At 69.0% G+C, this 22,348-nt stretch carries 21 protein-coding genes and 2 pseudogenes; 12 read left to right on the top strand and 11 right to left on the bottom strand.

Annotation, left to right across the window (positions count from 1 at the left end):
* Nucleotides 1-159: pseudogene (locus tag RHCRD62_RS26770) on the top strand (enoyl-CoA hydratase-related protein); the annotation flags it as partial.
* Here RHCRD62_RS26770 and RHCRD62_RS25645 read toward each other — a convergent pair.
* A pseudogene (locus RHCRD62_RS25645) lies at nt 151-408 on the bottom strand (enoyl-CoA hydratase/isomerase family protein); the annotation flags it as partial. The pseudogenes RHCRD62_RS26770 and RHCRD62_RS25645 sit on opposite strands and share 9 nt — an antisense overlap.
* Before the next feature lie 174 nt (nt 409-582).
* Here RHCRD62_RS25645 and RHCRD62_RS23830 point away from each other — a divergent pair.
* Nucleotides 583-1,551: an NADPH:quinone oxidoreductase family protein gene (locus RHCRD62_RS23830; protein WP_050067261.1), complete on the top strand. Its 969-nt coding sequence runs from the start codon at nt 583-585 to the stop codon at nt 1,549-1,551.
* A 14-nt stretch (nt 1,552-1,565) separates the two neighbouring features.
* Nucleotides 1,566-2,357 (top strand): enoyl-CoA hydratase, encoded by a 792-nt coding sequence (locus tag RHCRD62_RS23835; protein ID WP_050067262.1) that lies wholly within the window; start codon nt 1,566-1,568, stop codon nt 2,355-2,357.
* 40 nt (nt 2,358-2,397) lie between these two features.
* On the opposite strand, the gene RHCRD62_RS23840 is transcribed toward RHCRD62_RS23835, so the two are convergent.
* The 7 genes from RHCRD62_RS23840 to RHCRD62_RS23870 form a co-directional block, all read right to left on the bottom strand.
* Nucleotides 2,398-2,967 (bottom strand): DUF6630 family protein, encoded by a 570-nt coding sequence (locus RHCRD62_RS23840; RefSeq protein ID WP_050067263.1) that lies wholly within the window; start codon nt 2,965-2,967, stop codon nt 2,398-2,400.
* 143 nt (nt 2,968-3,110) lie between these two features.
* Entirely contained in the window at nt 3,111-3,737 is a 627-nt protein-coding gene (locus tag RHCRD62_RS23845; protein ID WP_050067264.1) for a TetR/AcrR family transcriptional regulator, read from the bottom strand.
* Nucleotides 3,738-3,807: 70 nt separating this feature from the next.
* Complete coding sequence (locus RHCRD62_RS23850; RefSeq protein WP_050067265.1) at nt 3,808-4,602, bottom strand: ESX secretion-associated protein EspG; 795 nt, start codon at nt 4,600-4,602, stop codon at nt 3,808-3,810.
* The gene (locus RHCRD62_RS23855; RefSeq protein ID WP_050067266.1) at nt 4,599-5,768 is read right to left on the bottom strand and encodes a PPE domain-containing protein; all 1,170 of its coding nucleotides are present in this window, start codon (nt 5,766-5,768) and stop codon (nt 4,599-4,601) included. The genes RHCRD62_RS23850 and RHCRD62_RS23855 overlap by 4 nt, the downstream gene beginning before the upstream one ends.
* Before the next feature lie 30 nt (nt 5,769-5,798).
* Nucleotides 5,799-6,107 (bottom strand): PE domain-containing protein, encoded by a 309-nt coding sequence (locus tag RHCRD62_RS23860; protein ID WP_050067267.1) that lies wholly within the window; start codon nt 6,105-6,107, stop codon nt 5,799-5,801.
* A gap of 103 nt (nt 6,108-6,210) precedes the next feature.
* Nucleotides 6,211-6,561, bottom strand: coding sequence for a metallopeptidase family protein (locus tag RHCRD62_RS23865; protein ID WP_050067268.1), 351 nt, complete (start codon nt 6,559-6,561; stop codon nt 6,211-6,213).
* Entirely contained in the window at nt 6,561-7,805 is a 1,245-nt protein-coding gene (locus tag RHCRD62_RS23870) for a septum formation family protein (RefSeq protein WP_253277465.1), read from the bottom strand. Before RHCRD62_RS23870 ends, RHCRD62_RS23865 begins: the two co-directional genes overlap by 1 nt.
* Before the next feature lie 24 nt (nt 7,806-7,829).
* On the opposite strand from RHCRD62_RS23870, the gene serS reads away from it, so the two are divergent.
* The gene (gene serS / locus RHCRD62_RS23875) at nt 7,830-9,089 is read left to right on the top strand and encodes a serine--tRNA ligase (RefSeq protein WP_050067269.1); all 1,260 of its coding nucleotides are present in this window, start codon (nt 7,830-7,832) and stop codon (nt 9,087-9,089) included.
* Between the two features lie 88 nt (nt 9,090-9,177).
* Here the strand turns inward: serS and RHCRD62_RS23880 are convergent, their stop codons facing one another.
* A complete protein-coding gene (locus RHCRD62_RS23880; RefSeq protein ID WP_050067270.1) occupies nt 9,178-9,618 on the bottom strand; it encodes a hypothetical protein in 441 nt (146 codons plus the stop codon).
* 114 nt (nt 9,619-9,732) lie between these two features.
* A complete protein-coding gene (locus tag RHCRD62_RS23885; RefSeq protein WP_050067271.1) occupies nt 9,733-11,280 on the bottom strand; it encodes a Rieske 2Fe-2S domain-containing protein in 1,548 nt (515 codons plus the stop codon).
* A gap of 153 nt (nt 11,281-11,433) precedes the next feature.
* On the opposite strand from RHCRD62_RS23885, the gene RHCRD62_RS23890 reads away from it, so the two are divergent.
* From RHCRD62_RS23890 to RHCRD62_RS23905, 4 genes are all read left to right on the top strand, one after another.
* Nucleotides 11,434-12,186 (top strand): lysophospholipid acyltransferase family protein, encoded by a 753-nt coding sequence (locus RHCRD62_RS23890; protein WP_050067272.1) that lies wholly within the window; start codon nt 11,434-11,436, stop codon nt 12,184-12,186.
* Between the two features lies 1 nt (nt 12,187).
* Nucleotides 12,188-12,856 carry a SanA/YdcF family protein gene (locus tag RHCRD62_RS23895; protein WP_172671130.1) on the top strand — a complete coding sequence of 223 codons (669 nt, stop codon included), beginning with the start codon at nt 12,188-12,190 and terminating at the stop codon, nt 12,854-12,856.
* An 81-nt stretch (nt 12,857-12,937) separates the two neighbouring features.
* Nucleotides 12,938-13,771 carry an HAD family hydrolase gene (locus tag RHCRD62_RS23900; protein ID WP_253277466.1) on the top strand — a complete coding sequence of 278 codons (834 nt, stop codon included), beginning with the start codon at nt 12,938-12,940 and terminating at the stop codon, nt 13,769-13,771.
* Between the two features lie 133 nt (nt 13,772-13,904).
* Nucleotides 13,905-15,302, top strand: a complete 1,398-nt coding sequence (locus RHCRD62_RS23905; protein ID WP_050067274.1) for a cytochrome P450 — start codon at nt 13,905-13,907, stop codon at nt 15,300-15,302.
* Between the two features lie 60 nt (nt 15,303-15,362).
* On the opposite strand, the gene RHCRD62_RS23910 is transcribed toward RHCRD62_RS23905, so the two are convergent.
* Nucleotides 15,363-17,543 (bottom strand): N-acetylmuramoyl-L-alanine amidase, encoded by a 2,181-nt coding sequence (locus RHCRD62_RS23910; protein ID WP_050067275.1) that lies wholly within the window; start codon nt 17,541-17,543, stop codon nt 15,363-15,365.
* Nucleotides 17,544-17,745: 202 nt separating this feature from the next.
* On the opposite strand from RHCRD62_RS23910, the gene RHCRD62_RS23915 reads away from it, so the two are divergent.
* The 4 genes from RHCRD62_RS23915 (at nt 17,746) to RHCRD62_RS23930 (ending at nt 22,343) form a co-directional block, all read left to right on the top strand.
* Entirely contained in the window at nt 17,746-19,269 is a 1,524-nt protein-coding gene (locus RHCRD62_RS23915) for a SpoIID/LytB domain-containing protein (protein WP_050067276.1), read from the top strand.
* A gap of 69 nt (nt 19,270-19,338) precedes the next feature.
* Nucleotides 19,339-20,322, top strand: a complete 984-nt coding sequence (locus tag RHCRD62_RS23920) for an AraC family transcriptional regulator (protein WP_050067277.1) — start codon at nt 19,339-19,341, stop codon at nt 20,320-20,322.
* A gap of 147 nt (nt 20,323-20,469) precedes the next feature.
* Nucleotides 20,470-21,666: a methyl acetate hydrolase AcmB gene (locus RHCRD62_RS23925; protein WP_050067278.1), complete on the top strand. Its 1,197-nt coding sequence runs from the start codon at nt 20,470-20,472 to the stop codon at nt 21,664-21,666.
* A 32-nt stretch (nt 21,667-21,698) separates the two neighbouring features.
* Entirely contained in the window at nt 21,699-22,343 is a 645-nt protein-coding gene (locus RHCRD62_RS23930) for a TetR/AcrR family transcriptional regulator (RefSeq protein ID WP_050067279.1), read from the top strand.
* Nucleotides 22,344-22,348: the final 5 nt, after the last annotated feature.

Here is a 22,348-nt window from a genome sequence, read left to right on the forward strand (position 1 = left end):
GCCGAGGGGCACCCCGAATGGGGCTTCGCCGGGTTCGTCCAGCACTGGGTGAGCAAGCCGACGATCGCCGCGGTCAACGGCTTCGCCCTCGGCGGCGGCACCGAACTCGTCCTTGCCAGCGACCTCGCCGTCGTCGACGAGAACGCCCAGCTCGGCCTCGAGGGACTGGCCGGAGCCCAGAGCCTTGAGGTCGGCGCCCGCGCAGAACGCGCGGCCGGAGCCCGTGATGACGATGACCCGCACCTCGTTGTCGGCCTCGGCCTGCTCGAGGAAGTTGCCGACGGCGGTGGACAGTGCGCCGTTGACCGCGTTCATCGCGCGCGGACGGTTCAGGGTGATGAGTGCGACGTTGCCGCGGCGCTCGTACAGCGCAGCGGGCTCGGGTGCGGTGGTCGACTCGTCGGCCATGACTGCTCCTCGGATCGGTGTGTGATCGATTACTGAACGCTCGCTAAGATGGTTACCACGCTGTGGCGGACGGCGTCAATGGGCGACGTTAGCTAGCGCCCGTTCAGTTCGGTCTGGTACTGATGAATTCGACCGTGACCGCGGTCGAGACGAGCGATGTGGGAGTGAGCCGACATGCGCGCAGTGCAGGTGGTCGAAGCGATCGGACCCGACGGGGTGCGGGCCGTCGACCTACCCGAACCCGACCCCGCAGGCCAGGTCCTCGTCGACCTGGACGCCGCCGGCGTCTCCTTCCCCGACTTCTTGCAGACGTCGGGCGGATACCAGGTGGTCCGCCCCACTCCGTTCGTCCCCGGCGTCGAGGGTGCGGGCATCGTCCGGGAAGCGCCCGGCGACAGCGGATTCCGCCCGGGGGACCGCGTCGTGGTCCTCGCGTTCGGCGGGGCGTGGCAGCGCACCGTCGCGGTGCACCCGAGCACCGTGTTCGCCCTGCCCGACGCCGTCACTCTCACCGCGGGCGCCGGGTTCCTCATGAACTACCTCACCGCCCACTTCGCGCTCACCGAGCGCGCCCGGATCCGCGCCGGTGAGACCGTCCTCGTGCACGGCGCCGCGGGCGGACTCGGGACCGCGTGCCTACAGGTCGCGGCCGCGCTCGGACTCGACACGATCGCAGTCGTCAGCACGGAGGACAAGGCCGCGGTGGCGAAAGCCAACCGCGCCACCCACGCCGTCCTCGCCGACGGATTCAAGGACGCCGTCGCCGAACTCACCGGCGGCCGTGGCGTCGACATCGTCCTCGACCCCGTCGGCGGCGATCGGTTCCTCGACAGCCTGCGCAGCCTCGCCGCGAACGGCAGGCACGTGGTGCTCGGGTTCACCGGCGGCGACATCCCCACGGTCAAGGTCAATCGTCTTCTGCTGAAGAACATCTCGGTGGTCGGTGCCGGGTGGGGCGAGTACATCCGCGAGGACTTCGGCTACCCGGCCCGCCAGTGGGCCGAACTGGAACCGCTGCTGGCCTCCGGCGCGCTGCAGGTCGCGGAACCGACCCTGTTCCCGCTCGAGCGGGCGGGCGACGCACTCAAGAGCCTCGAATCACGCAGCGCCACCGGCAAAGTCGCGCTGTCACTGACGACGTAGAGAGAAGGGCAACCATGAGCACCGACACCCCCGAGGTCCTGGTCGACCTGGCCGACGGAATCCTTCGTATCAGCCTCAACCGCCCGAAGTCGATGAACGCGGTGACCACTGAGGCGCTCGACGCCGTCGCCGATGCCCTCGACAAGCACGCCGACGATCGCTCGGTCCAGGCCGTCCTCCTGACCGGCACCGGCAAGGCGTTCTGCACCGGCGCCGACCTCGCCGCGAGCAAGGACAAGATCGGGGGACCCGGCCCCGCCGACGCCTCTACCATCGACGCCGCCAATCGCGCCGCCGCCGCCCTGCGCGCCTTCCCGAGGCCCGTCGTCGCCGCCGTCAACGGGCCCGCCGCCGGTGTCGGTGTCTCCCTCGCTCTGGCCGCGGACCTCACCGTGGCGACGGAGTCGAGCTACCTGCTGCTCGCGTTCACCCGGATCGGCCTCATGCCCGACGGCGGCGCCACCGCCCTCGTCGCCGCGTCCATCGGCCGCGCCCGCGCGCTGAAAATGGCGCTGCTCGCCGAGCGGCTTCCCGCCGCGGACGCGCTCGACGCGGGCCTGATCGCCGAGGTCTACCCGGACGCCACGTTCGCCGCCGACGTCGAGGCCCTGCTGCAGCGTTTCGTCCACGGACCCTCGGAAGCGTTCGCGGCCACCAAGTCCGCCATCAACGACGCGACCCTCGGACAGCTCGACCCGGCCTTCGAGCGTGAGCGCGCCGGGCAGCTCGACCTGCTCGTGTCGCCCGACTTCATCGAGGGTGTCGACGCGTTCCTCGCCAAGCGTCCGGCGGTGTTCGGGCGCTGACGTCGGGATCAGGCGCGCGGCGGGACCGGGTAGCACACAGCTACCCGGCGTCCTCTTCGACCATGGACACGACCGGGTTACCCGCGGGATCGAACAGGTTCAGACCACACGAGTCGCACTCGCCGTCAACAGGCTTCGCTTCCGTCTTGGGTAGCTGCCACACGTTCATGTCTCCACACGGACAGACAATGGTGTAAAGCACCTCGGGAGAAGGTCGATCCAGACCCCACACCCGACCCGATGCCTTCGTGCGACGCATGACGCCGACTCGGTACGTGTCGTCTCCGGAACGCAGTTCGCCGAGCGCCAATCCCGCACTCGCCAAGGCGTCATCCACTGCGCGCAGGATCGCCGGCACGTGCTCACCGCGCTCCACGTCCGCCCCGGCTGCTTCCCTGGCCGCGGACTCGACCGCAGCGACGACCGCGTGGTCCTTCCCGAAGGCCGCCACCCGACCCGCCACGAACTGCGCTATCTGCCCGGGCCGGTCCTCACCGGACCAGTCGACCGGCAAGAGAACACCCTCCCGGATCAAGGAATCCACCACATCATCCGTATCGAGCACGAACCCCCGCTCGGCCGCCGCAAGGAAAAACGCCATATCGTTCATGCCGACAGCCTACGAACGAGCCGCGCCCGGAGCAGGTCGTCGCTGCGATCATTGGGATGGTCAACGCACCTGGCACGAGCGGTCGGCGCCACGAACGGCCAAGGTGATCGCGAGGCCCTCGGCGACAGTGGCAGTGTCGAACCTTATTTCACGCCAACGATCTTCATCACGATCGCGACGTACTTGCCCGCGACCTCCTGCGGTGACAGGGTGCCCTCCGCGTGATACCACCGCGGAATCGACTGGCACATACCGAGAATGGCGCGAGTGATCTCGGCGGGATCGTCGACGTCGAACGTACCGCTCTCGGCGCCTGCCTCGACGATCTGCAGCACCACTTCCTCGATGCCCTTGCGGACCGCGCGGTACCGCTGACGGTTCTCCGCGCTCAGGTAGCGGACCTCGCCCTCGAGCGACGCCAGCCGCGGCCGCGTCGTCATCCGCAGCACGATCGCCTCGACGACGTTCGCGAGCCGGCGCACCGGATCGTCGCCGCCCTCCTCGTCCGCCGCGTGCGCCCGGGCCAGGACGTCGGCCGTCGACAACTCGAGCAGCGCGATCAGCAGCCCCTCTTTGTTCTCGTGGTGGTAGTACAGGGCGGGCACCGTCACACCGACCCGACGTGCCACCTCGCGAACCGTCGTCCCGTGATAACCGAGCTCGTAGAACGCGTCGAGGGACGCCGACAGGATCGGCGTCAGCTGGACCTCCTCGAGCTGCCGCCAGTCGATGTGCGACTCGTCCTGTGCCGGTCCGACCGGTTCACCCATTGCCCTACCCACGCGTTCTCGATCGCCCGATTGTCACTGGAAGGGTACCGGTCGCCGAACGGTGCCCTCGTCAGGACGATTCGATTCCCCGCGGGGAGGCGGCCCATTTCAGCAGGTCACGGATCGCCTGACGGACTCGCGTGTCGCCGCCGGGACCCAGCGTCGACCACGCGACGCCGTCCGGGGCGATGCTCGACGTTCCCACGACACGGCCGTGATCGGTGTCGAACACCGAGACGGGGGCACTCGTCCACCGGCGTCCGTCGCCGTGCACGAGGGCGACGATCTCGGCGTGCGCGTGGCAGGCCGAGAGGGCCGACGCCAGCCGCTCGGTGTCCCGCGCGCCCAGTTCGGCGAGCCTGCGGACCACGGCAGGAGGGTCGGTGAGGTCGCCGAGCGCGAGCACCAGATGGTCGGTGGGTGCACTGATCGAGTCGACCTCCAGCGCCGCACCGCGCCCGATCACGTCGAGAACCAGGTCCGGTTCCGCGGTCGCGACCTCGGTCAGGACGTAGGAGTCCGGCCCCCGCAACGCCAGGACGGTCAACGGTCCCGCCTGTGCCAGACACATCCGGGACACCGCGCCGCCGCGGTACCAGCGGACGGCGAGCTCGACGTCGGGACGGGCGAGGATCGCGAGCCGGTCCACGAGATCGGAGTGTGGATGCCCACCTGGCAGCAGCCCGCGCTTCGACAGCGACTCGCGCGAGGTGACGAACGCTGCGTCGCGCGCGACCGCGGTGTCGAACCGTGGCCTCACGTCCAGTACGACGGGCAGTTCGTCGACACCCGCCAGGTGCGCGAGCAGGTCCAGTTCGTCGACGTCGAGCGTGACGGACTGGAGGCGATGACCGGAAGGGGTCACCGATCGCCGCCGATGACGGACGGAATGACGACGCGGCCGTCCTCGAAATGCTCGAAGTTCTTCAGGTAGCCGGGCGTCTGACGCTCTTCCTCGTCGGATGCCTGCCCCTGGCCGGATGTCAGCGGGGCACCGACACTTCCCGCCCGGGCCGACGCCGCGGACTCGACACGCGCCGACTCGACGACCGGGGTCGTTGTCGCGGCTGCGGCGGTGCCTCGGCCCGCGCTCGACTCGGCGGCGCCGCCCCACCCCTCCGGAAGCGTCACACGCGACGACCCCGACGACATACCAGGGACGCCCGACATGAGAGGCCCGCCGCCCGCCCGCGCCGCATGAACCTCCGCGCCGGACGATCCGCGAGTGCTCGGGCCCGGCTGAGCGATGCCGGCGCCACCGATCGCCGACACCGCCGACGGCGCGAGGGACGCGGTCGCCTGGGCGATCGAGCTCAGCCCCGTACCGACGACACTGCCCGCCTGCGACGCCGCGCTCACCACCGCGGGACTCGGAACCTGCGCAAGCGCCCCACCGACGGCGTTCTGCACTGCCTGCGCCGGGTTCACGAGGAAGTCGGAGACGACAGTGGGCACCGGCGCCTGCGGTGCAACGGCGGGCCCGCCCGCGGAGACGTTCGACAGCGGGGGCGGCGGCGTGAAGTTCGCCGGTGTCGCGGCGATGCTCGACGCCGACTCGTACGCCTCCATCACCAACGCCGCGCGCAGGTCCATCGCCCGATCCGCGGCTTCGGCGGCGGCACCGGCACCGGCAAGCGAGCCACCGACCGTGTGCGCGGCGACCTTCGCGGCCTGGACCGCGGCGATCTCCACCAGGCTCGGCATGGTCGCGCGCGCCACCGTGTGCGCGGTCGCAAGTGCCGCGGCCTTCGTCGCGGTCGCGCCTGCCAGTACCGACGACTGATCGGTCCAGGCGTGAAACGGTGCCAGCTTCGCCAGCGCCGCGTCCGCAGCGATGCCACCCCATCCGACACACAGGTCGGCCATCACCTTCGTGAGGGTCAGTGTCGCGTCGGCGTAGCTCGACGCCAGCGACGCCCACGCGCTGCTCGCCGCAGACAGGGGTGCCGGCCCGATCCCGCCGTTGAGGGTGGTCGAGTTGACTGTCGCGCCGCGCGGATACCAGACGACACCGGTGAATCCCAAGGTCATGGCAGTTCTCCTACTGTCGAAGAGTCGCGGTCACATGCCCGCGGCGAGCGCGGTGCCGAACGAGTGGTCCTGGCCCTCGTACTCGGCGGCCTGCTTCCGCAGCGTCGCCGCAGCGCCGAGCAGTTCCGCAATGCCGGTCGTGGCCGATGGCAGGAAACTGTCGGCGATCGAATTGAAATGGGACGCGGTCAGGATCGACACCTCCTCCGTGCCCGCGGGAGGCAGGTGGAGAGCGGGCGCGGACGCGTCGAGGGTCGCCTGCATCCGGTGCGCCACGGCCTCGAGCTGGGCGGCCGCGGCGAGCAGGGCGTCGGGTGAGACGAAGACGTGTCCGGACAAGGGTCGGCCCTCCTGGCTGGATCGAAATGTGATCTGTCAGGGGGTTGGACGCAGCGGCGGCGGGAATGGTTCCCCGGCCCTCGTCCGGCGGGTTCTGGTGGGGTCAGCCCCAACCGAGCTCGTGCAGGCGGTCCTCTTCGATGCCGAAGTAGTGGGCGATCTCGTGGATGACGGTGACCGCGACCTCCTCGACGACCTGCTCCTCGGTGTCGCACATCTCCAGGATCGCGTCCCGGTAGATGGTGATCGTGTCGGGCAGGGAGCCGCCGTAGTGGCTGTCCCGTTCGGTGAGCGCGATGCCGTGATACAGCCCGAGCAGGCCGGGGTCGTCGGCATCACGGGCGTCGACGAGGACGACCACGTTGTCGATCGCGGCGGCCAGTCGGGGAGGAATGAGGTCGAGTGCTTCGGAGACCAGGTCGTCGAACCGGGCCTCGGACATGACTACCGCCATCAGTTCTCCAGCGGCGCGGCGCCGGGCAGCGGTACCGGGATGGATCGGCCTTCGGGCAGCGGCGGCGGCGCGACCGGCGGGACACCGTTGATCAGGATGTCGCCCGTGGCGCTGCCGACGATCGGGGCGAAGCCGCCGCCGTCGACCTCCTTGCCGACGGAGCAGTTGACCTTGCGGCTACCCGCGAGCCAGCTGCTCAGCTCGAGGTTGTCCCAGAACAGCGTGAGGGTCTTGTTGCGCAGCGCGTCCGGCGAACCGAGGTATTCGTTCGCCGCCTGGGTGCACGTCTCCTCCAGGTAGGCGTCCTGATCGGCGACCGAGGGGAAGCCGCCCGGGAACTTCGCGGCGAGGTCCACCACGGAGATGGCCTCGAATGCGTGCGCCTGCGAGCAGTCCAGCGGATCGCTCGGCACGTTCTGGTTGATGCCGATGCAGGTGCCGGTGTCCCAGACCTTCGACTGGTCCTGACCGGCCACGGAATTCGTCACTGCCAGGATCGTCCCCGTGGTGCTTGACCGCTGCAGGCCGCAGCGGATGGTCCGTTCACCCGCAGCCCAGCCGGCCTCGCCGGGGTTGATCAGACCGACGCTGAACTTGCCGTGCGGGTCGAAGTGCGCACCCAGGTACTCGTTGACGGCAGGGGTGCAGTGCTCGTCGCGGAGCTGGGAGAACCGCAGGACGCTCGGAAACCGCGAGCCGGGGCCGAACTCGGCGCCGGGGAACACGCTGAGGTCGATGTCGGATGCCACCTCGAACAGGTGCTCGCCGGAGCAGTCGACCTTCTCGAGGTCACTGGCGTCCGCTTCGTTCCAGGTCAGGCAGTCTCCGGTGGTGGCGGTGGCAAACGCCTCACCCGCAACAGCGCCGGTCGCGCGGGGTCCGGCGCTGCCCGCATTCGTCGTCAGTTCCTCGCCGCCCTTGAACCCACCGGAGATCACGATGGTCGCGAGTGCCGCGATGACGGCGCCGAGGGCGACCGCGATCAGAGCTCGCCGGGTGGTCTTCGCGGACAACTGCGTGCCGCCCGTCCAGCGCGAAACCCCGGACCAGGCGTCCCCGGCGGCAGCATCTGACCGACCGGCTGCCGGGGTGTCGCCGCCGTCGGGTGTCGGGTTGTCGCCTGGGGCGTTGTGTTCGTCGGACATCGCTTCCATCATGCCTGCCGAGCGCGTCCCGATCGCCGACACACCGAAACCGGAACGAGCGGTCGGCCTGCTCGACCACTCCACAAGCGTCGCCGTCACGACCGACCAAGTAGGGTTTCATGCGTGATTGACCTGAAGTTCCTGCGGGAAAACCCGGATGTCGTCCGCAAGTCGCAGCGCACGCGGGGTGAGGATCCTGCGCTGGTCGACGCCCTCCTCGCGGCAGACGAGTCCCGCCGTGCGGCCGTGCTCGCCGGCGACAACCTGCGGGCCGAGCAGAAGGCGCTCGGCAAGAAGGTCGGGCAGGCCTCCCCGGAGGAGCGGCCCGCGTTGCTCGCCGGAGCGAAGGAACTTGCACAGCAGGTCAAGGATGCCGAGGCCGCTCAGCACGAAGCGGATGCCGCGCTCGACGCCGCTCAGCGGGCCATCTCGAACATCGTCCAGGACGGCGCTCCCGCGGGCGGCGAGGACGACTTCATCACCCTCGACACCGTCGGTGAGCTGCCGACCTTCGACTTCGAGCCGAAGGATCACCTCGAGCTCGGCGAGTCGCTCGGCCTTCTGGACATGGAACGCGGCGCGAAGGTGTCCGGCGCCCGCTTCTACTTCCTCACCGGCTACGGCGCGCTGCTCCAACTCGGCCTGCTGCAGCTCGCTGCGCAGAAGGCCACCGCCAACGGATTCACGATGATGATCCCGCCTGTCCTCGTGCGCCCCGAGATCATGCAGGGCACCGGCTTCCTCGGGCAGCACTCGGAGGAGGTGTACCACCTCGAACAGGACGACCTGTACCTCGTCGGCACCTCGGAGGTCCCGCTCGCCGGCTACCACTCGGGGGAGATCGTCGACCTGAGCGCCGGTCCGAAGCGGTACGCGGGCTGGTCGTCGTGCTTCCGCCGCGAAGCGGGCAGCTACGGCAAGGACACCCGCGGCATCATCCGCGTCCACCAGTTCGACAAGGTGGAGATGTTCACCTACTGCAAGCCCGAAGACGCCGACGCGGAGCACCAGCGACTGCTCGGCTGGGAACGGGAGATGCTCGCTGCGATCGACGTCCCGTATCGGGTCATCGACGTCGCAGGTGGCGACCTCGGCTCCTCGGCGGCCCGCAAGTTCGACTGCGAGGCCTGGGTGCCGACGCAGCAGCGCTACCGTGAGCTGTCGTCGACCTCGAACTGCACCACCTTCCAGGCCCGCCGCCTCGGCGTGCGCTACCGCGACGACAACGGGAAGCCGCAGACCGCCGCGACCCTCAACGGCACCCTCGCCACCACCCGCTGGATGGTCGCGATCCTCGAGAACCACCAGCAGGCCGACGGGTCCGTCAAGGTTCCCGCCGCGCTGCAGCCGTTCGTCGGGACGGACGTGCTGCGCGCGCCCTAGCGTCTGCCCCCGATTCCACCGAACGGGCGGTTACCACACCATCACGCGAGAAGATGGAACGGTAACCGCCCGTTCGGCTTCGGTGGCCTCAGCGATCGGGGAGGTCGACTCCACGTCGTGCGGCGAGCTCACGCAGCTTCGCGTCGGCGTCGATGTCGACCGCCACGTACACGTGCAGTCCGTCCGGGTCCTCGCGCAGTACGTATTCGTAGTCGCTGTCTGTGAGGAGGTCTCCGGCGTCGTCGGTGAAGTGCCAGCGCACCCGGACCCGGACCACCACGTCCGTCAGCGGAGCGAACTCGAGCAGAGTGTGGCCGATGCCGCCGAGTCCGAGCTGCCGGTAGAGCGGATAGCCCTGCGCCAGTCCGGCTGCCATCTCGTCACGGCTCGACAGCGACCCCGTGAAGACATCGGTGACCATCGTCCCCGGCATCCCCCACATCGCCGCCGTCACGGCGGCGTCGTAGGCGACGAGGGTGTTGCCGTAGGCGGTGAGGAACTCGTCCACAGCATCGCGCGTCGGTGCCATGACCCCACCGTAGTCGCAGGGTCAGGCCGGTGAACGCCCCCGGACGGGTGGCGCAGTGTCACATCGTGCGCGTCAGATACACGATGTGACACTGCGCCCACAAGGGGAGGGACGTCAGAGCTTCGCGGTGCGGAGCTCGTGACCCTTCGACGTCTTGCAGCGGCCGGACTCGAGGTCCCACTGCCAGCCGTGCAGATTGCAGGTGAGGGTGGTGCCGTCGACGACGCCGAACTTCGACAGGTCCGCCTTCAGGTGCGGGCAGCGGCGCTGGATCTCGTAGCCCTCCACCTCGATCGACGCGGAGTCGTCGTGCGCCTCCGCGAACCAGCCGTCCGCGTACGCGATTCGTTCGTCGGTGAGGCATTTGAAGAAGGTGTAGAGGAACTCGTTGTAGCCGCCGACGCGCCAGGCCTCGAAGCGGGTGGACAGGAAGATGGTGTTCACCCAGTCCGGCTCGTCGTCGCGGAGGACGGTGCGGACCAGTTCGGGTGCGATACGGAAACCGTAGCGGTACTTGCCTTCTCCCTCGATCGGCTCGCGAACGAGGCGCTTCGGGAAGTCGAGGACGACGGTTTCGTCGCCCATGACGAGGCCGATGGGGTAGCCGATGCCGTCGCAGATCAGGTCCGACTGCGCCATGATCGGCTCGAACTTCGCCTTCAGCGGCCCGAGCAGCGGCTCGCCCTCCGCCGGTGCCCACGACGCCTTCTCCGCGGCGATGACCGGCGCCATGCGCTGCGCCATGTCCTCGATGTAGGCGGCCTTGTCCGAGAAGATCTTGTCGACCTCGGCGTCGGGGAGCGGGTGCGACAGGGTTGCGTCGGAGCCGTGGATGTCGACGACGGAACCGGGGATCATGAGCAGTCCGCCGTCGTTGCCGTGGATGCGCATCTGCTCGAGGAACACGATCTGGTCGGGGAAGATGTTTCCCTCGTCGCCGTGGTCGTCGTTGAGGTCGCGGAGCGCATCGTCGAGGAACACCGGCGGGCCTGCGGACGGCACGACCCACGTCGCGTCGACCTGCTCGATGTAGCTGCGACACCGGTCCATGCCGCGCTGCCGCTTCTGCTTGCCGAAGTTGCGCTTCGTGCCGGACGGGATGTCGTAGACCATCGGGTACCAGATGGCGCCCGAGTACTGCAGAAGGTGGATGTCGATCTTGCCGAACGCCTCGTGCAGGACGTCCATGTCCACGGGTCGGGCGTCGTTCATGTTGAAGCAGGTGGTCTCGCCGTCCGAGACGACGAGCCCGGAGTCGCCGATCGGGCCGTCTGCGGGGGCGCGCAGGGCGATGATCATGACCTCGAGGTCGCCCTTCGGCCCGGTCACCGTGTGCTTGACGGAGTCCTGCGTCTCGAAGAACTTCGTGAAGCCGAGCTTCTCCAGTTCGCGGCGCAGGTCCGGCACCGGGTAGTCCGGCAGCAGGACCGTCGCGTCCTTGTTGACGTGGTCGATCAGCGTCTGCGGATCGAAGTGGTCCTTGTGCAGGTGCGAGACGTACAGGTAGTCGACGTCGCCGAGCGCGTCCCAGTCGAGGCCCGTGTTGTCCGGGAAGGGGAACCACGACGCGAAGTAGGCCGGGTTCACCCACGGGTCGCAGAGGATGGACCCCGCCTCGGTCTGAATGTGGAATCCGGCGTGTCCGACGCTCGTGACCTGCACTTCAACTGCCTCCTACGGATGTACGACGTCTACCAGGGTAGGCGGTGAGGCAAACCGTCCCCGGTCGACGCGTCGCGCTGTCCGGTTCGGGCCGAACGTCCCGAGGGTGCCGGCACGGGGCACTGTGCGGGCGCGCACACTAGGCTGGCCCGCGTGGAACCCTTCTACAGATCGATCATCGGAGTCGCCCGCACGCTGTTCTTCGCGGAGGGGCTCAAGTTCACCATCAGTGGTGCCGAGCACATCCCCGCGTCGGGTGGTGCGGTGATCGCGATCAACCACACCGGCTACATGGACTTCACCTACGCGGGGATCCCCGTGCGTGAGGTGAAGCGGTACGTCCGCTTCATGGCGAAGAAGGAAGTCTTCGACAACAAGATCTCCGGACCGATGATGCGGACGATGCGGCACATCCCCGTCGATCGTTCGGCAGGCGCCGACTCGTACCGCGCCGCCGTCGACGCGCTGCGCGGAGGCGAACTGATCGGGGTGTTCCCCGAGGCGACGATCAGCCGCAGTTTCGAGATCAAGGAATTCAAGTCCGGTGCGGCCCGTATGGCGATCGAGGCCGGGGTGCCGATCATTCCGCTGGTGATCTGGGGATCGCAGCGGGTGTGGACGAAGGGGCACCCGAAGCGGTTGGGACGCACCAATACTCCGATCTCGATGGCCGTCGGCGAGCCGATCGCACCCATCGAACCGGCGGAGGTGCTGTCGGCGAACCTGCACGCGACGATGGAGACGATGCTGCACACGCTGCAGGAGGGTTACGACCATCCGGCCGGGCAGTACTGGGTTCCGGCGCGGCTCGGCGGAAGTGCGCCGACGCTCGAGGAGGCCAACCGGATGGACGCCGAGGAGGCGCAGGCGAAGGCAGCGCGCCGGGCAGCGGGCGGCGGCTCTTGACGTGCCGATGAGGCGGGGGGTGCGCCGGCTGCTGATCGCAGGCGGTGTCGTCGGGGCGGCAGGTGTACTCGTCGCGGTCGGGTCGATGGTCGTGGTCGCCACCGCGGCGACAGGCCGGGTGCACGACGTCGCCGATGCGCCCGAGGCGCCGGTGGTGATCGTGCTCGGCGCCAAGGTGAAGGACGGCGCCCCGATGTCGATGCTCGCCGGACGCCTCGACGTGGGCGCGGAACTGGTCAAGACCGGGAAGGCTCGTGCGGTCCTCGTCTCCGGCGACGCGAACGGGACGTCCGGCAACGAGATCGCCGCGATGACGGAGTACCTCGTCGAGCGGGGCGTCGACCGCGACGTGATCGTCGGAGACGACTTCGGCCTCGACACGTACGACACCTGCGTGCGGGCCGCGCAGACGTTCGGTGTGACACGCGCGTTGATCGTCAGCCAGGAACCTCACGTGTCGCGGGCCGTCGCGCTGTGCGGGCACGCGGGCGTCGATGCCGACGGAGTCCGCGGCGAGTGCCTCGACTGCCGCTCGATCACGATGGCGCGCAACACCGCTCGCGAATGGCTGGCCCGCCCGAAGGCGGTGTTCGACATGTTCTCCGACCGCGCGCCCAAGGTCGTGACGCCGCCGACGGACGCCCTGGACCGGGCGCTTGCGCGCGGCTGACAGTGCCGACCGCGCGCTCGCGCGCGGCTGACACGGCCGACCGGTCGGCGTCGCCGACACGCGTGCGGCAATATGGATGCAGTGCAGGACAACAGTCACACGAAGCCCCAACTGATCGCCAGCGACGTCGACGGCACCCTGATCGACGACGACGAGCGGATCAGCGACCGCACGCGCGCGGCCGTGCACGCCGTGGTCGCCGACGGTGCCAGGTTCGTGCTGGCCACCGGCCGTCCGCCGCGGTGGATCGAACCGGTCGTCGATGGACTCGACTACGCCCCGCTCGCGGTGTGCGCGAACGGAGCCGTCCTCTACGACAGCGCCGCGGACCGCGTCATCAGCGCCCGGACCCTCGACGCCGACACCCTCACCTGGGTGGCGCAGCTGGCGGTGGCGGCGTTGCCCGGCTGCGGACTGGCCGCCGAACGCGTCGGGGTCAGCGCCCACGACGCCGCGACCCCGCAGTTCGTCAGCTCACCCGACTACCAGCACGCCTGGCTCAACCCGGACAACACCGAGGTGTCGACGGAGGAGGTGCTGGCGCATCCGGCGGTGAAGTTGCTCGTCCGGATGCCCGGCATCGCGAGTTCGTACATGATCGACCGGCTGGCCCCGCTCGTCGGTGACAGCGTCGACCTGACGTACTCGACGAACAACGGCCTGATCGAGGTGTCCGCGCCGGGTGTGACGAAGGCGTCGGGCCTGGCCGCGCTCGCCGAGTACCTCGGCATGCCCGACTCGGCGGTCCTCGCGTTCGGGGACATGCCGAACGACGTCCCGATGCTGACGATGGCGCGGCACGGCGTGGCCGTCGCCAACGCCCACGACGACGCCATTGCGGCGGCCGACGAGGTCACGGCATCGAACTCCAATCACGGCGTCGCTCGAGTGCTCGAACGCTGGTGGGCGAACTGACCGCCACGCACGGCCGATTGGAGTAGGCGACTACTCGTTCCCTTGTCGGTGGCCGCGGCGCACACTGGATGCGGATGCGGACGAGAGGTGCCGCACGACACCGTCTCGCCGCTCCGGACAGGAGCGCACCGTCATGACCGCGACGAACACGGCCACCACCAAGCTCCCTCACCCAGCTCACCGGATGCCGCTGATCGGGGACCTGCTCGCCCTGGACGCTCGCCGGCCCGCCCAGAGATTTGCGGAGCATGCGCACCGCCTCGGGCCGGTATACAGCGTCAAGGTGTTCGACCGGGATCTGATCGTGGTCGCCGGGCCGGGGGAGTATGCCGAGGTCTGTGACGAGAAGCGGTTCCGCAAGCACGTCGGCTTCGGGTTCGCGGCGGCTCGCGAGAACTTCGGTGACGCCCTGCCGACCGCGTACACCACCGAACCCAACTGGTCGAAGGCGCACAACATCCTGGCGCCTGCCTTCTCGCTGGCGGCGATGAAGGACTACCACGAGACGATCCTCGACACCGCGCGCGAACTCGTCGACCACTGGGATGCCTCGGTCGGGCAGGGCCTCGTGGACGTACACACCGACACCAGCAACCTGACGCTCGAGATCATCGCGCGCATCGGATTCGGCTACCGGTTCCGGTCGTTCGGCGGGGGCGAGCCCGATCCCTACGCCGCGGCGGTGGCGCGGGGGTTCGCGTTCGTCGGCCGCGCCGGCTTCAACATCCCCGTGCACTGGATCGACGGCATCGTCCGGTATCGGGCCATCAAGCAGCACAACGAGGACGTCGCCTACGTCCGACGTGTTGTCGACGACGTGATCACGGCGCGACGCCTCGACCCGGACCCACCCACCGACGATCTGCTGGCGCTGATGCTCACCACCGCCGATCCCGAGTCCGGCGAACACCTGGACGACGAGAACATTCGCAACCAGGTGATCGCCTTCCTCAACGCGGGGCACGAAACAACTTCGGGCACACTGTCGTTCGCGCTGCATCTGCTCGCGACCCACCCCGACGTTGCGGAGCAGGCACGTGAGGAGATCTACCGGCTGTGGCCGCCCGGAACCGATCCTGACCCGGCGTTCGGCGACATCCACAAACTCAAGTACCTGCGTCGGGTTGTCGACGAGACACTCCGGTTGTGGCCGATCGCCCCGGGATTCTTCCGGGAACCCGTGCAGGACAACACCATCGGCGGTCATCCGGTCGCCACAGGGCAGGCGATGGTCGCGCTCACGTTCGCGGTGCATCGGGATCCGGTGTGGGGACCGAATCCCGATGCCTTCGACCCCGATCGGTTCCTGCCCGAGCGGGCGCGGACCCGACCGCCGGGGATCTACAAGCCTTTCGGTACCGGCGTGCGGGCGTGCATCGGACGTCAACTGGCCCTGCACGAATCGGTGCTCACGCTGGCCCTGATCCTGCACCGCTACGACCTCGTCCCCGAGCCCGGCTACGAACTGCAGGTCGTCGAGGAGTTCACCCTCAAGCCGGCCGGACTGCGGCTCGGGCTGCGTCGACGGTGACCAACGACGACAGTGCCCCGTACGGAAAGTCCGTACGGGGCACTGTCGTCTCGAGTCGGGTCAGCCGACCGGTGCCGGTGTCGGTGCCTCGGCGGGAGCGGGGGCAACCGGAGCGGGGGCAACCGGAGCGGACGCGTCCGCCGGTGCGGTGAGGGTCTGCGCGTAGGTGTCGTTGTACGTCTTGAGCACGGTGGTGACGATGCCGGTGACCTCGTTGAAGATCAGCGATCCCTGCTCGAAGTCGGTGCGCATGCCGTCCGGCACCCGGTACTCGTCGCTGACCGGCAAGCCGAGCGTGCCCGCGTCGAGGCCGCTGGACCGCCACGCCTCGTAGATCTTCCCGATCACGGTCCACACGCCACCGTTCGGTGACGTGGAGATCGCGCCGTTGGCGAACTTGACCAGCAGGTTCCCTGCCTTGGCGGGCAGTTCACCGGTCAGTGCCGCGCCGAGCCTGCCGGTGTCGCCGCCCTCCGCGATCCACTTCTGAGCGATCGGGGACTGGTCGGTGATCGCGAGGATCTTCGTGACGAGCGAGGTGACCGAATCCACCGACCCGGTGTCCAATCCTGCGCCGGTACCGGTACCGGTACCGGGTGTCGGGACGTTGTCCGCGACCGGGTTCGCCGGAGCCGCCGCAAGCACACCCGATCCTGCCGAACCGCCGTCCGGGTTCGCCTTCGCGATCCCGCGGATCTGGTCCATCAGCGCGTACGCGGCGTCACCGGGGCAACTCGTCAGGCCGACGTCGCGGTGCGCGAAGATGATCGGCAGATCGACGGCCTCGCCCTGCGCGTACGGCGTGAAATCGGTTCCCTCCGACCACATCGTGGTGCGTCCTGTCGGATCGAGACCCGCCTTCGCGAGACGCCAGCCGAGGAACCGGCCGACCGAGTCGATCGTCGCCTGCGGCGGGGCGACCGTCGAGAAGTCGCCCATCATCGCGATGCCGAAGGTGTTCTCGTTGAACCCGCCCGCGTGGGCGCCCTGGACGTTGCGGTCCAATCCGCCTGCGCGGCCTTCGAAGATCTGCCCGTAGCGGTCGACCAGGACGTTGTATCCGACGTCGCACCAGCCGAGGGTCTGCGCGTGGTACGCGTAGATCGAGCGGACGATTTCCGCGGACTCGGCGCGGGTGTAGTCGTTGCTGCCCGCGGTGTGGTGCACCGTCGCGCCGCCGAGGGTGTCGTCGTAGACCGGTTCCTGGCAGCGCTTCGACTCGTCGGCACCCCACTGGGCGCGGGTGATCACCCGCGGACCGTTGCCGCCGAGCGACGTCGCGATGTCGGCGAGCGAGTTGTCGGATTCTCCGGAACCGGGCTGGATCAGTACGGCGGTCACGGCGTCGGCGAGTTCGGCCGCCTGGTCCTGAGCGCGCAGCGGAGTGCTGACCGCGGCAGGCGCGAACGCGATCGGGGCGCCGCCCGGCTCGGTCGGAGTGAGCACGTTCGGTACGGCGGGCGCGGAGTCGGAGGACCCGGTCGAGGGCACGCCGACGGCTTCGGCCGCCTTGGTGACGAGGACCTGCACCGCTGTCGTCGCACCGACGAAGATCGGTTCGGTGCCGTTCTTGCCGGACGGTCCGGTCAGGTCGGACCGGTTGGTCTCGAGCTGTTCGGTCGCGTACCACGGGCCCCAGGACCCGTCGGCGAGCCGGGCCCGGATCTGTGCCGCGGTGGTGCCGAGTTCGGAGGTCAGGGCGACCATGCTGAACGGCGTGTCGCGGGTGATCTCCTTGACCGCGGCTCCGAGTTGCTCGGTCGGGTCCGTGACGTCGGGTGCAGCGTCGGCTCCCGACCGCGGGGCGATGGGCTGGGCTGCGTCGCTCGGCGCGATGGCCGTCGACGGCGCGGCGGCATCGGTCGAGGGCGGGGTGTTGTCGGCGGGCGGCGACGGGATCAGCTCGGTCGGGATCTTGATCGTCTCCGGGAGGGTGACTCCCTCGGGGAGCGGAAGGCCCTGCGGAACAAGAATTTCCGACGGGATCGGCAGCTTCTTGAGATCGGACAGCCGGAAGTTCGGCAGGCCGAGTCCGACCAGGTCGCCGAGTGGGATGACGATGTCGGGCACCTGCATGAGGGCGACTTCGTCGATCTGGGTGGGAATGGCGACGGGTGTCGAGTCGGCGGTCGAGCGGACGCCGGACGTACTCGTGACGCCCCAGACAGCGAAGGGGGTTGCGATGGCAACGGCCGCGACCGTCCCCAGGACGATCGACGACTTCGGTCGACGGTGCGGCAAGTCGGCTCCCTAGTTGGTGGAACGGCGGGCGTTACTGCTGTTGCTCGTGTGACTGGTGTGACAGATGTTGCCAATGTCAAGCACTCTTGCAACACTAGCCACACAATACCTAAGCCTCAACCTTAGATTGAGACTTGAGTCGAGTCCGATGTCACGATGACGTCTCGACCTGCGAAAGCCGCAGCCGACGAGGAGGCCGCACATGGCGAAGATCCGCCGCACGACCACTCTGCGAGGTCGTATCGACCGTGGAGGACGCACCTCATCGGTCCGGAGGGTGCTCGCGCTCGGTGCCGTCCCGGCACTGCTCGTCGCGGGTGTCGTCGGCGTGGCCGCCGTCGATCGCATCGATCCCGGCGTGGCACCCGCCGTCGCCGCGGACACCCCGTTCACCATCGCCGGTCGAGGTCACGGTCACGGCCGCGGGATGGGGCAGTGGGGCGCGTACGGGTACGCCAAGAACGACGGCTGGTCCGCCGAACGGATCGTCGGCCACTACTACGGCGGCACCGAGCTCGGTGACGTCACCGACCGCCGACTCGGGGTCCGGCTCGCGGGACTCGACGGCAAGACCCTGGCCGCGTACTCCGACGCCGGTGCGCGCGTCGCGGGCCGCGATGTCGCGCCGGGTGAGGGAGTGCACCTGACCCCGACGCCCGGAGGGGGTGCGGGCGTCGTCGTGACGAGTGGCTGCGACGGTGAAGTGTTGTGGCAGACCACAACCGACCATCCGTGGGTGGACCCGATCGATCCCGGCGTCGATCGTCCCGCGAACGAACACCTGACGATCTGCGGTGGCCCCGCCTACCGGGGGTCGCTCGGTGTTGCGCTCGACGGCGCGGAGTCGCGCGTCCTCAACCACGTCGACATCGAGGACTACCTCCTCGGTGTCGTTCCGGTGGAGGCGCGAGCCGACTGGGCCGACACCGGCGGCGCCGAAGCGCTTCGGGCGCAGGCCATCGCCGCGCGGTCGTACGCCGCCGCCGAGCACCGCTACCCCTATGCCGAAACCTGTGACACCCAGGACTGCCAGGTGTACGGGGGATCCGCGAAGGAGGACCCCCGCACCACGGACGCCGTCCGGACCACCACGGGCAAGGTCATCACCCGCGATGGCCAGCCCGTTGCAGCCGAATTCTCGGCATCCACAGGCGGATACACCGCCGGCGGCGAGTTCGCTGCCGTCGAAGACCTCGGCGACGCCGGTTCGCCCAATCACAACTGGACGCAGACGTTCACCGCAGGCGAGATCGGGAAAGCGTTCGAGGTCGGCGAACTGCGCAGTGTGTCCGTGGTCGAACGCAACAACCTCGGTGCCGACGGTGGACGGGTCAAGGAGCTGGAGGTCGTCGGCTCAGACGGCACCGCGCGCGTGTCCGGCAAGGACGCCCGCACCAAGCTGGGCCTGAAATCCGACTGGTTCACCGTCACGGAGGGCCTCGTCCCCGCCGCGCCGACGCCGGCTCCCGGGCCCGACGTGCTCGCCGAGCCGGGCAGCCCCGACGCGGCCGTCGAGCCGACCGAGATCGAGAAGAAGTACGCCGAGATCGGCGGCCCGGCAGGACCTCTCGGCAAGCCGATCGGCCCCGAGATGTCGATGCCCGACGAATCGGGAAGGTTCCGTATGTTCGAAGGTGGTGCCATCGTCTGGACCGAGACGCTCGGCGTGCAGGTCGTCGACGCCAGCATCGTGATCTCGGAACTCCCGACGGGAAGTGACGGCTGACACGCGCGCCGACAGAGCCGGTACGGCCGAGGGTTTCCCCGCGCGTTCGGTCCCGCTAGCCTCAGGGACATGTTGTCGGGACTCGACCCCCGCACCGCGGCAGAACGTGCCGTGGCCCCCATCGGTGACTGGGACGAGATCCGCGAGTTCACCGACGCCGCGTACATGCCCTTCACGGTCCGGCCAACCGGGCGGGCGACGCCCTCGGCGCTGACGTACTCGGCGCAGGTGGGGGACATCACCCTCACCCACTTCAGCTACGGCGTCCCCGTGGATCTCGGGAACTTCGCCCCCGAGGCGGGCCGCATCCTCGTTCTGACCACGTTGCGCGGAGGCACACGGCACTGGGTGGACCGACGCAGCGCGGTGGAAATCGGTGCGGGGCAGTCGTTCGTCGCGGACTGCAGTCGCACCCGGTATCGGCTCGAGGCCGATGACGACCATCTGCAACTGAACCTCACCATTCCGCACGATCTGGTCGCCGACTTCGTGGTCCGCTGGTCGGGCCGGCCCGCCGACGATCGGTTGTGGACCCACAAGTGCGAGATCGGCGGACCGGCAAGTCCGTGGCCCATGCTCATGCGGTACATGGTGTCGACTCTCTCGTCCGCGCCGACTCCGGTGCCGACCGGTCCGCTGGCGAAGAACCTGCAGGAGTTGATCGTGACCCAGCTCGTTGCCGACTGGGCCGGCAGCGCACAGGTCTCACTCGGCGATTCCGCGCGGTGCGGTCCAGGCTACGTGCGGCGTGCCGCGGCGTACATCGACGCGAACGCGCAATCGCTTCCGACGGTGGCCGACGTCGCGCGCGCGGCGGGCGTCGGCGTGCGCACCCTGTCCGGCGGATTCCGCGAGTATCTCGGCACCACACCGCGGGAGATGCTCCGAGACCGCCGCCTCGATGGGGTGCGCCGGGAACTGCTCGCCGACACGACGGCGACCGTGGTGTCGGCAGCCGGCGCGTGGGGCTACGTGAACATGGGCGTGTTCGCCGCCGCCTATCGGCACCGGTTCGGCGAGAACCCGTCGGACACCCTGCGTCGAGCTCACTGAAGCGGGTGCGCCAGTCGGGCCGGGAGGATTCCGCCGCTCGCAGACGGATGCTGCCGCTCGCAGACGTGACCGCGGGCACAGCGCTTCTAGCGTCAGCCGGACATCACAGTCACGTCCGGACGAGGACGTTCCGACGAAGGGACAGACATGCTCACGTGCGATTCGCTCGACACCGCCCTGCCACCCATCCTGGACGCGGTCACCAGTGCTGACGCTCCCGGCCGTGTACCGGGAGTCGTTGCCGCGGTCACCGATCGGGAGTCGACGCGGTTCGCCTCCGCCGCCGGAGTGCAGTCGTTGTCCACCGGTACCCCTATGATGACGGACACGGTGCTCGCGATGTTCTCGACCACGAAGGCGGTGGCGGGTACCAGTGTGCTCCAGTGCGTCGAGGAGGATCTCGTCGATCTCGACGCTCCCGCGTCCACGTATGTGCCGGAACTCGGCGCGGTCGCGGTGATCGATGGCTTCGACCCGGCGGGGCAGCCCGTCCTGAGGGCGCCGAAACGCCCGATCACAACTCGAATGCTGTTGTTGCACACCGCGGGATTTGGCTACCCGTTCTTCGATGAGACCTACCACCGGCTGGCCGCAGAACACGGCCTGGTCAGTCCGATCGCTGCGACTCGCGCCGCGCTGCAGGCCCCGTTGCTGTTCGATCCGGGCGACGGCTGGAGCTACGGAACCAACATCGACTGGGCCGGCAGGGTGGTCGAAGCGGTACGCGGCAAGCGACTCGGTGAGGTGATGGCCGAGCGGATCTTCGCCCCACTCGGAATGCACGACACAGCATTCACCATGACCGCGGAGATGGCCGGGCGGCGTGCTTCGATCCACCAGCGGGGCTCGGATGGCGCACTCGAGCCGCTCGATGACATGGTGCTCCCGCAGGATCCGGAGCAGCACATGGGCGGACACGGCCTGTACTCGACGGTGGGCGACTACGCGAAGTTCCTGCGCATGTGGCTGAACGACGGCGACGGGCCCGGAGGCCGGGTGCTTCGGCCGGAGACGGTGCAGGCAGCAGTCCTGGATGGTCTGGGCGGTCGGAAGATCACCGCGTTCCGCGCGGTCGAGCCGGAGTACACCAATCCTGCAGAATTCTTTCCGGGACAGTCGAAGTCGTGGGCGTACACCTTCATGGTCAACGACGAGCAGGCGCCCACCGGGCGTCCCGCGGGTGCCCTCGGTTGGGCCGGGCTGGCCAATCTGTACTACTGGATCGATCGGACCAACGGTGTGGCCGGGATCTGGGGGACCCAGATCCTGCCGTTCGCCGACGCGGTGTCGTTCGGTGGGTACCTGGACTTCGAGACGGCGGTCTACCGCACGTTGGTCGGGTGAACGTTCCGCCCGAGACGGTCTAGGCTCGCTTGGTGTCAGCTGCGCAGTCGAGTCGGAGTTACGGCGGCCGGTCGGTTGCCGAGCGGCGATCCGAGCGGCGTGCCCGATTTCTCGACGCGGCGCTGACGGTGTTCGCGGACCAGTCGTATGCGAAGAGCACGATCAGCACGATCTGCGCGGAGGCGGGGTTGTCCCGTCGCCAGTTCTACGAGGAGTTCGGTGGCCGCGAAGAGGTGCTGGTCGCGCTCTACGACCAGATCCACCGGGAGGCCGGCGCGGCAGTGACCGCCGCGTACGACGCGGAGGAGACCGACCTGTGGCGTGCCGCCGCAACGGTCATGACGGCCTACGTGACCGCCGTCGGGACCGATGCGCGCCGCGCCAAGATCGCGTTCGTCGAGATAGTCGGGGTCAGCGACGCCGTCGAACGGCACCGGCTCGCGCGGCGGCAGGCGTGGACCACCGTGTTCGAGACGTTGATCTCCGCGCTCGTCGGTCCCGACGTCACCCCGCCCGGCGGCTACGAGATGTCCGCGACGGCGTTCATCGGTGCCGTCAACGGCCTGGCACACCAATGGACGATCACCGATCCGCGGCCGCCCCTCACGGATCTGGTCGAGGTGCTCAGCACGATCCTGGTCGCCCTGGTCAGCGAGCGCCCCCCTGCCGCTCGCTGACCACC

This window comes from Rhodococcus sp. RD6.2, assembly GCF_001040705.1.
In the GTDB taxonomy this organism is placed as follows: domain Bacteria; phylum Actinomycetota; class Actinomycetes; order Mycobacteriales; family Mycobacteriaceae; genus Rhodococcus_G.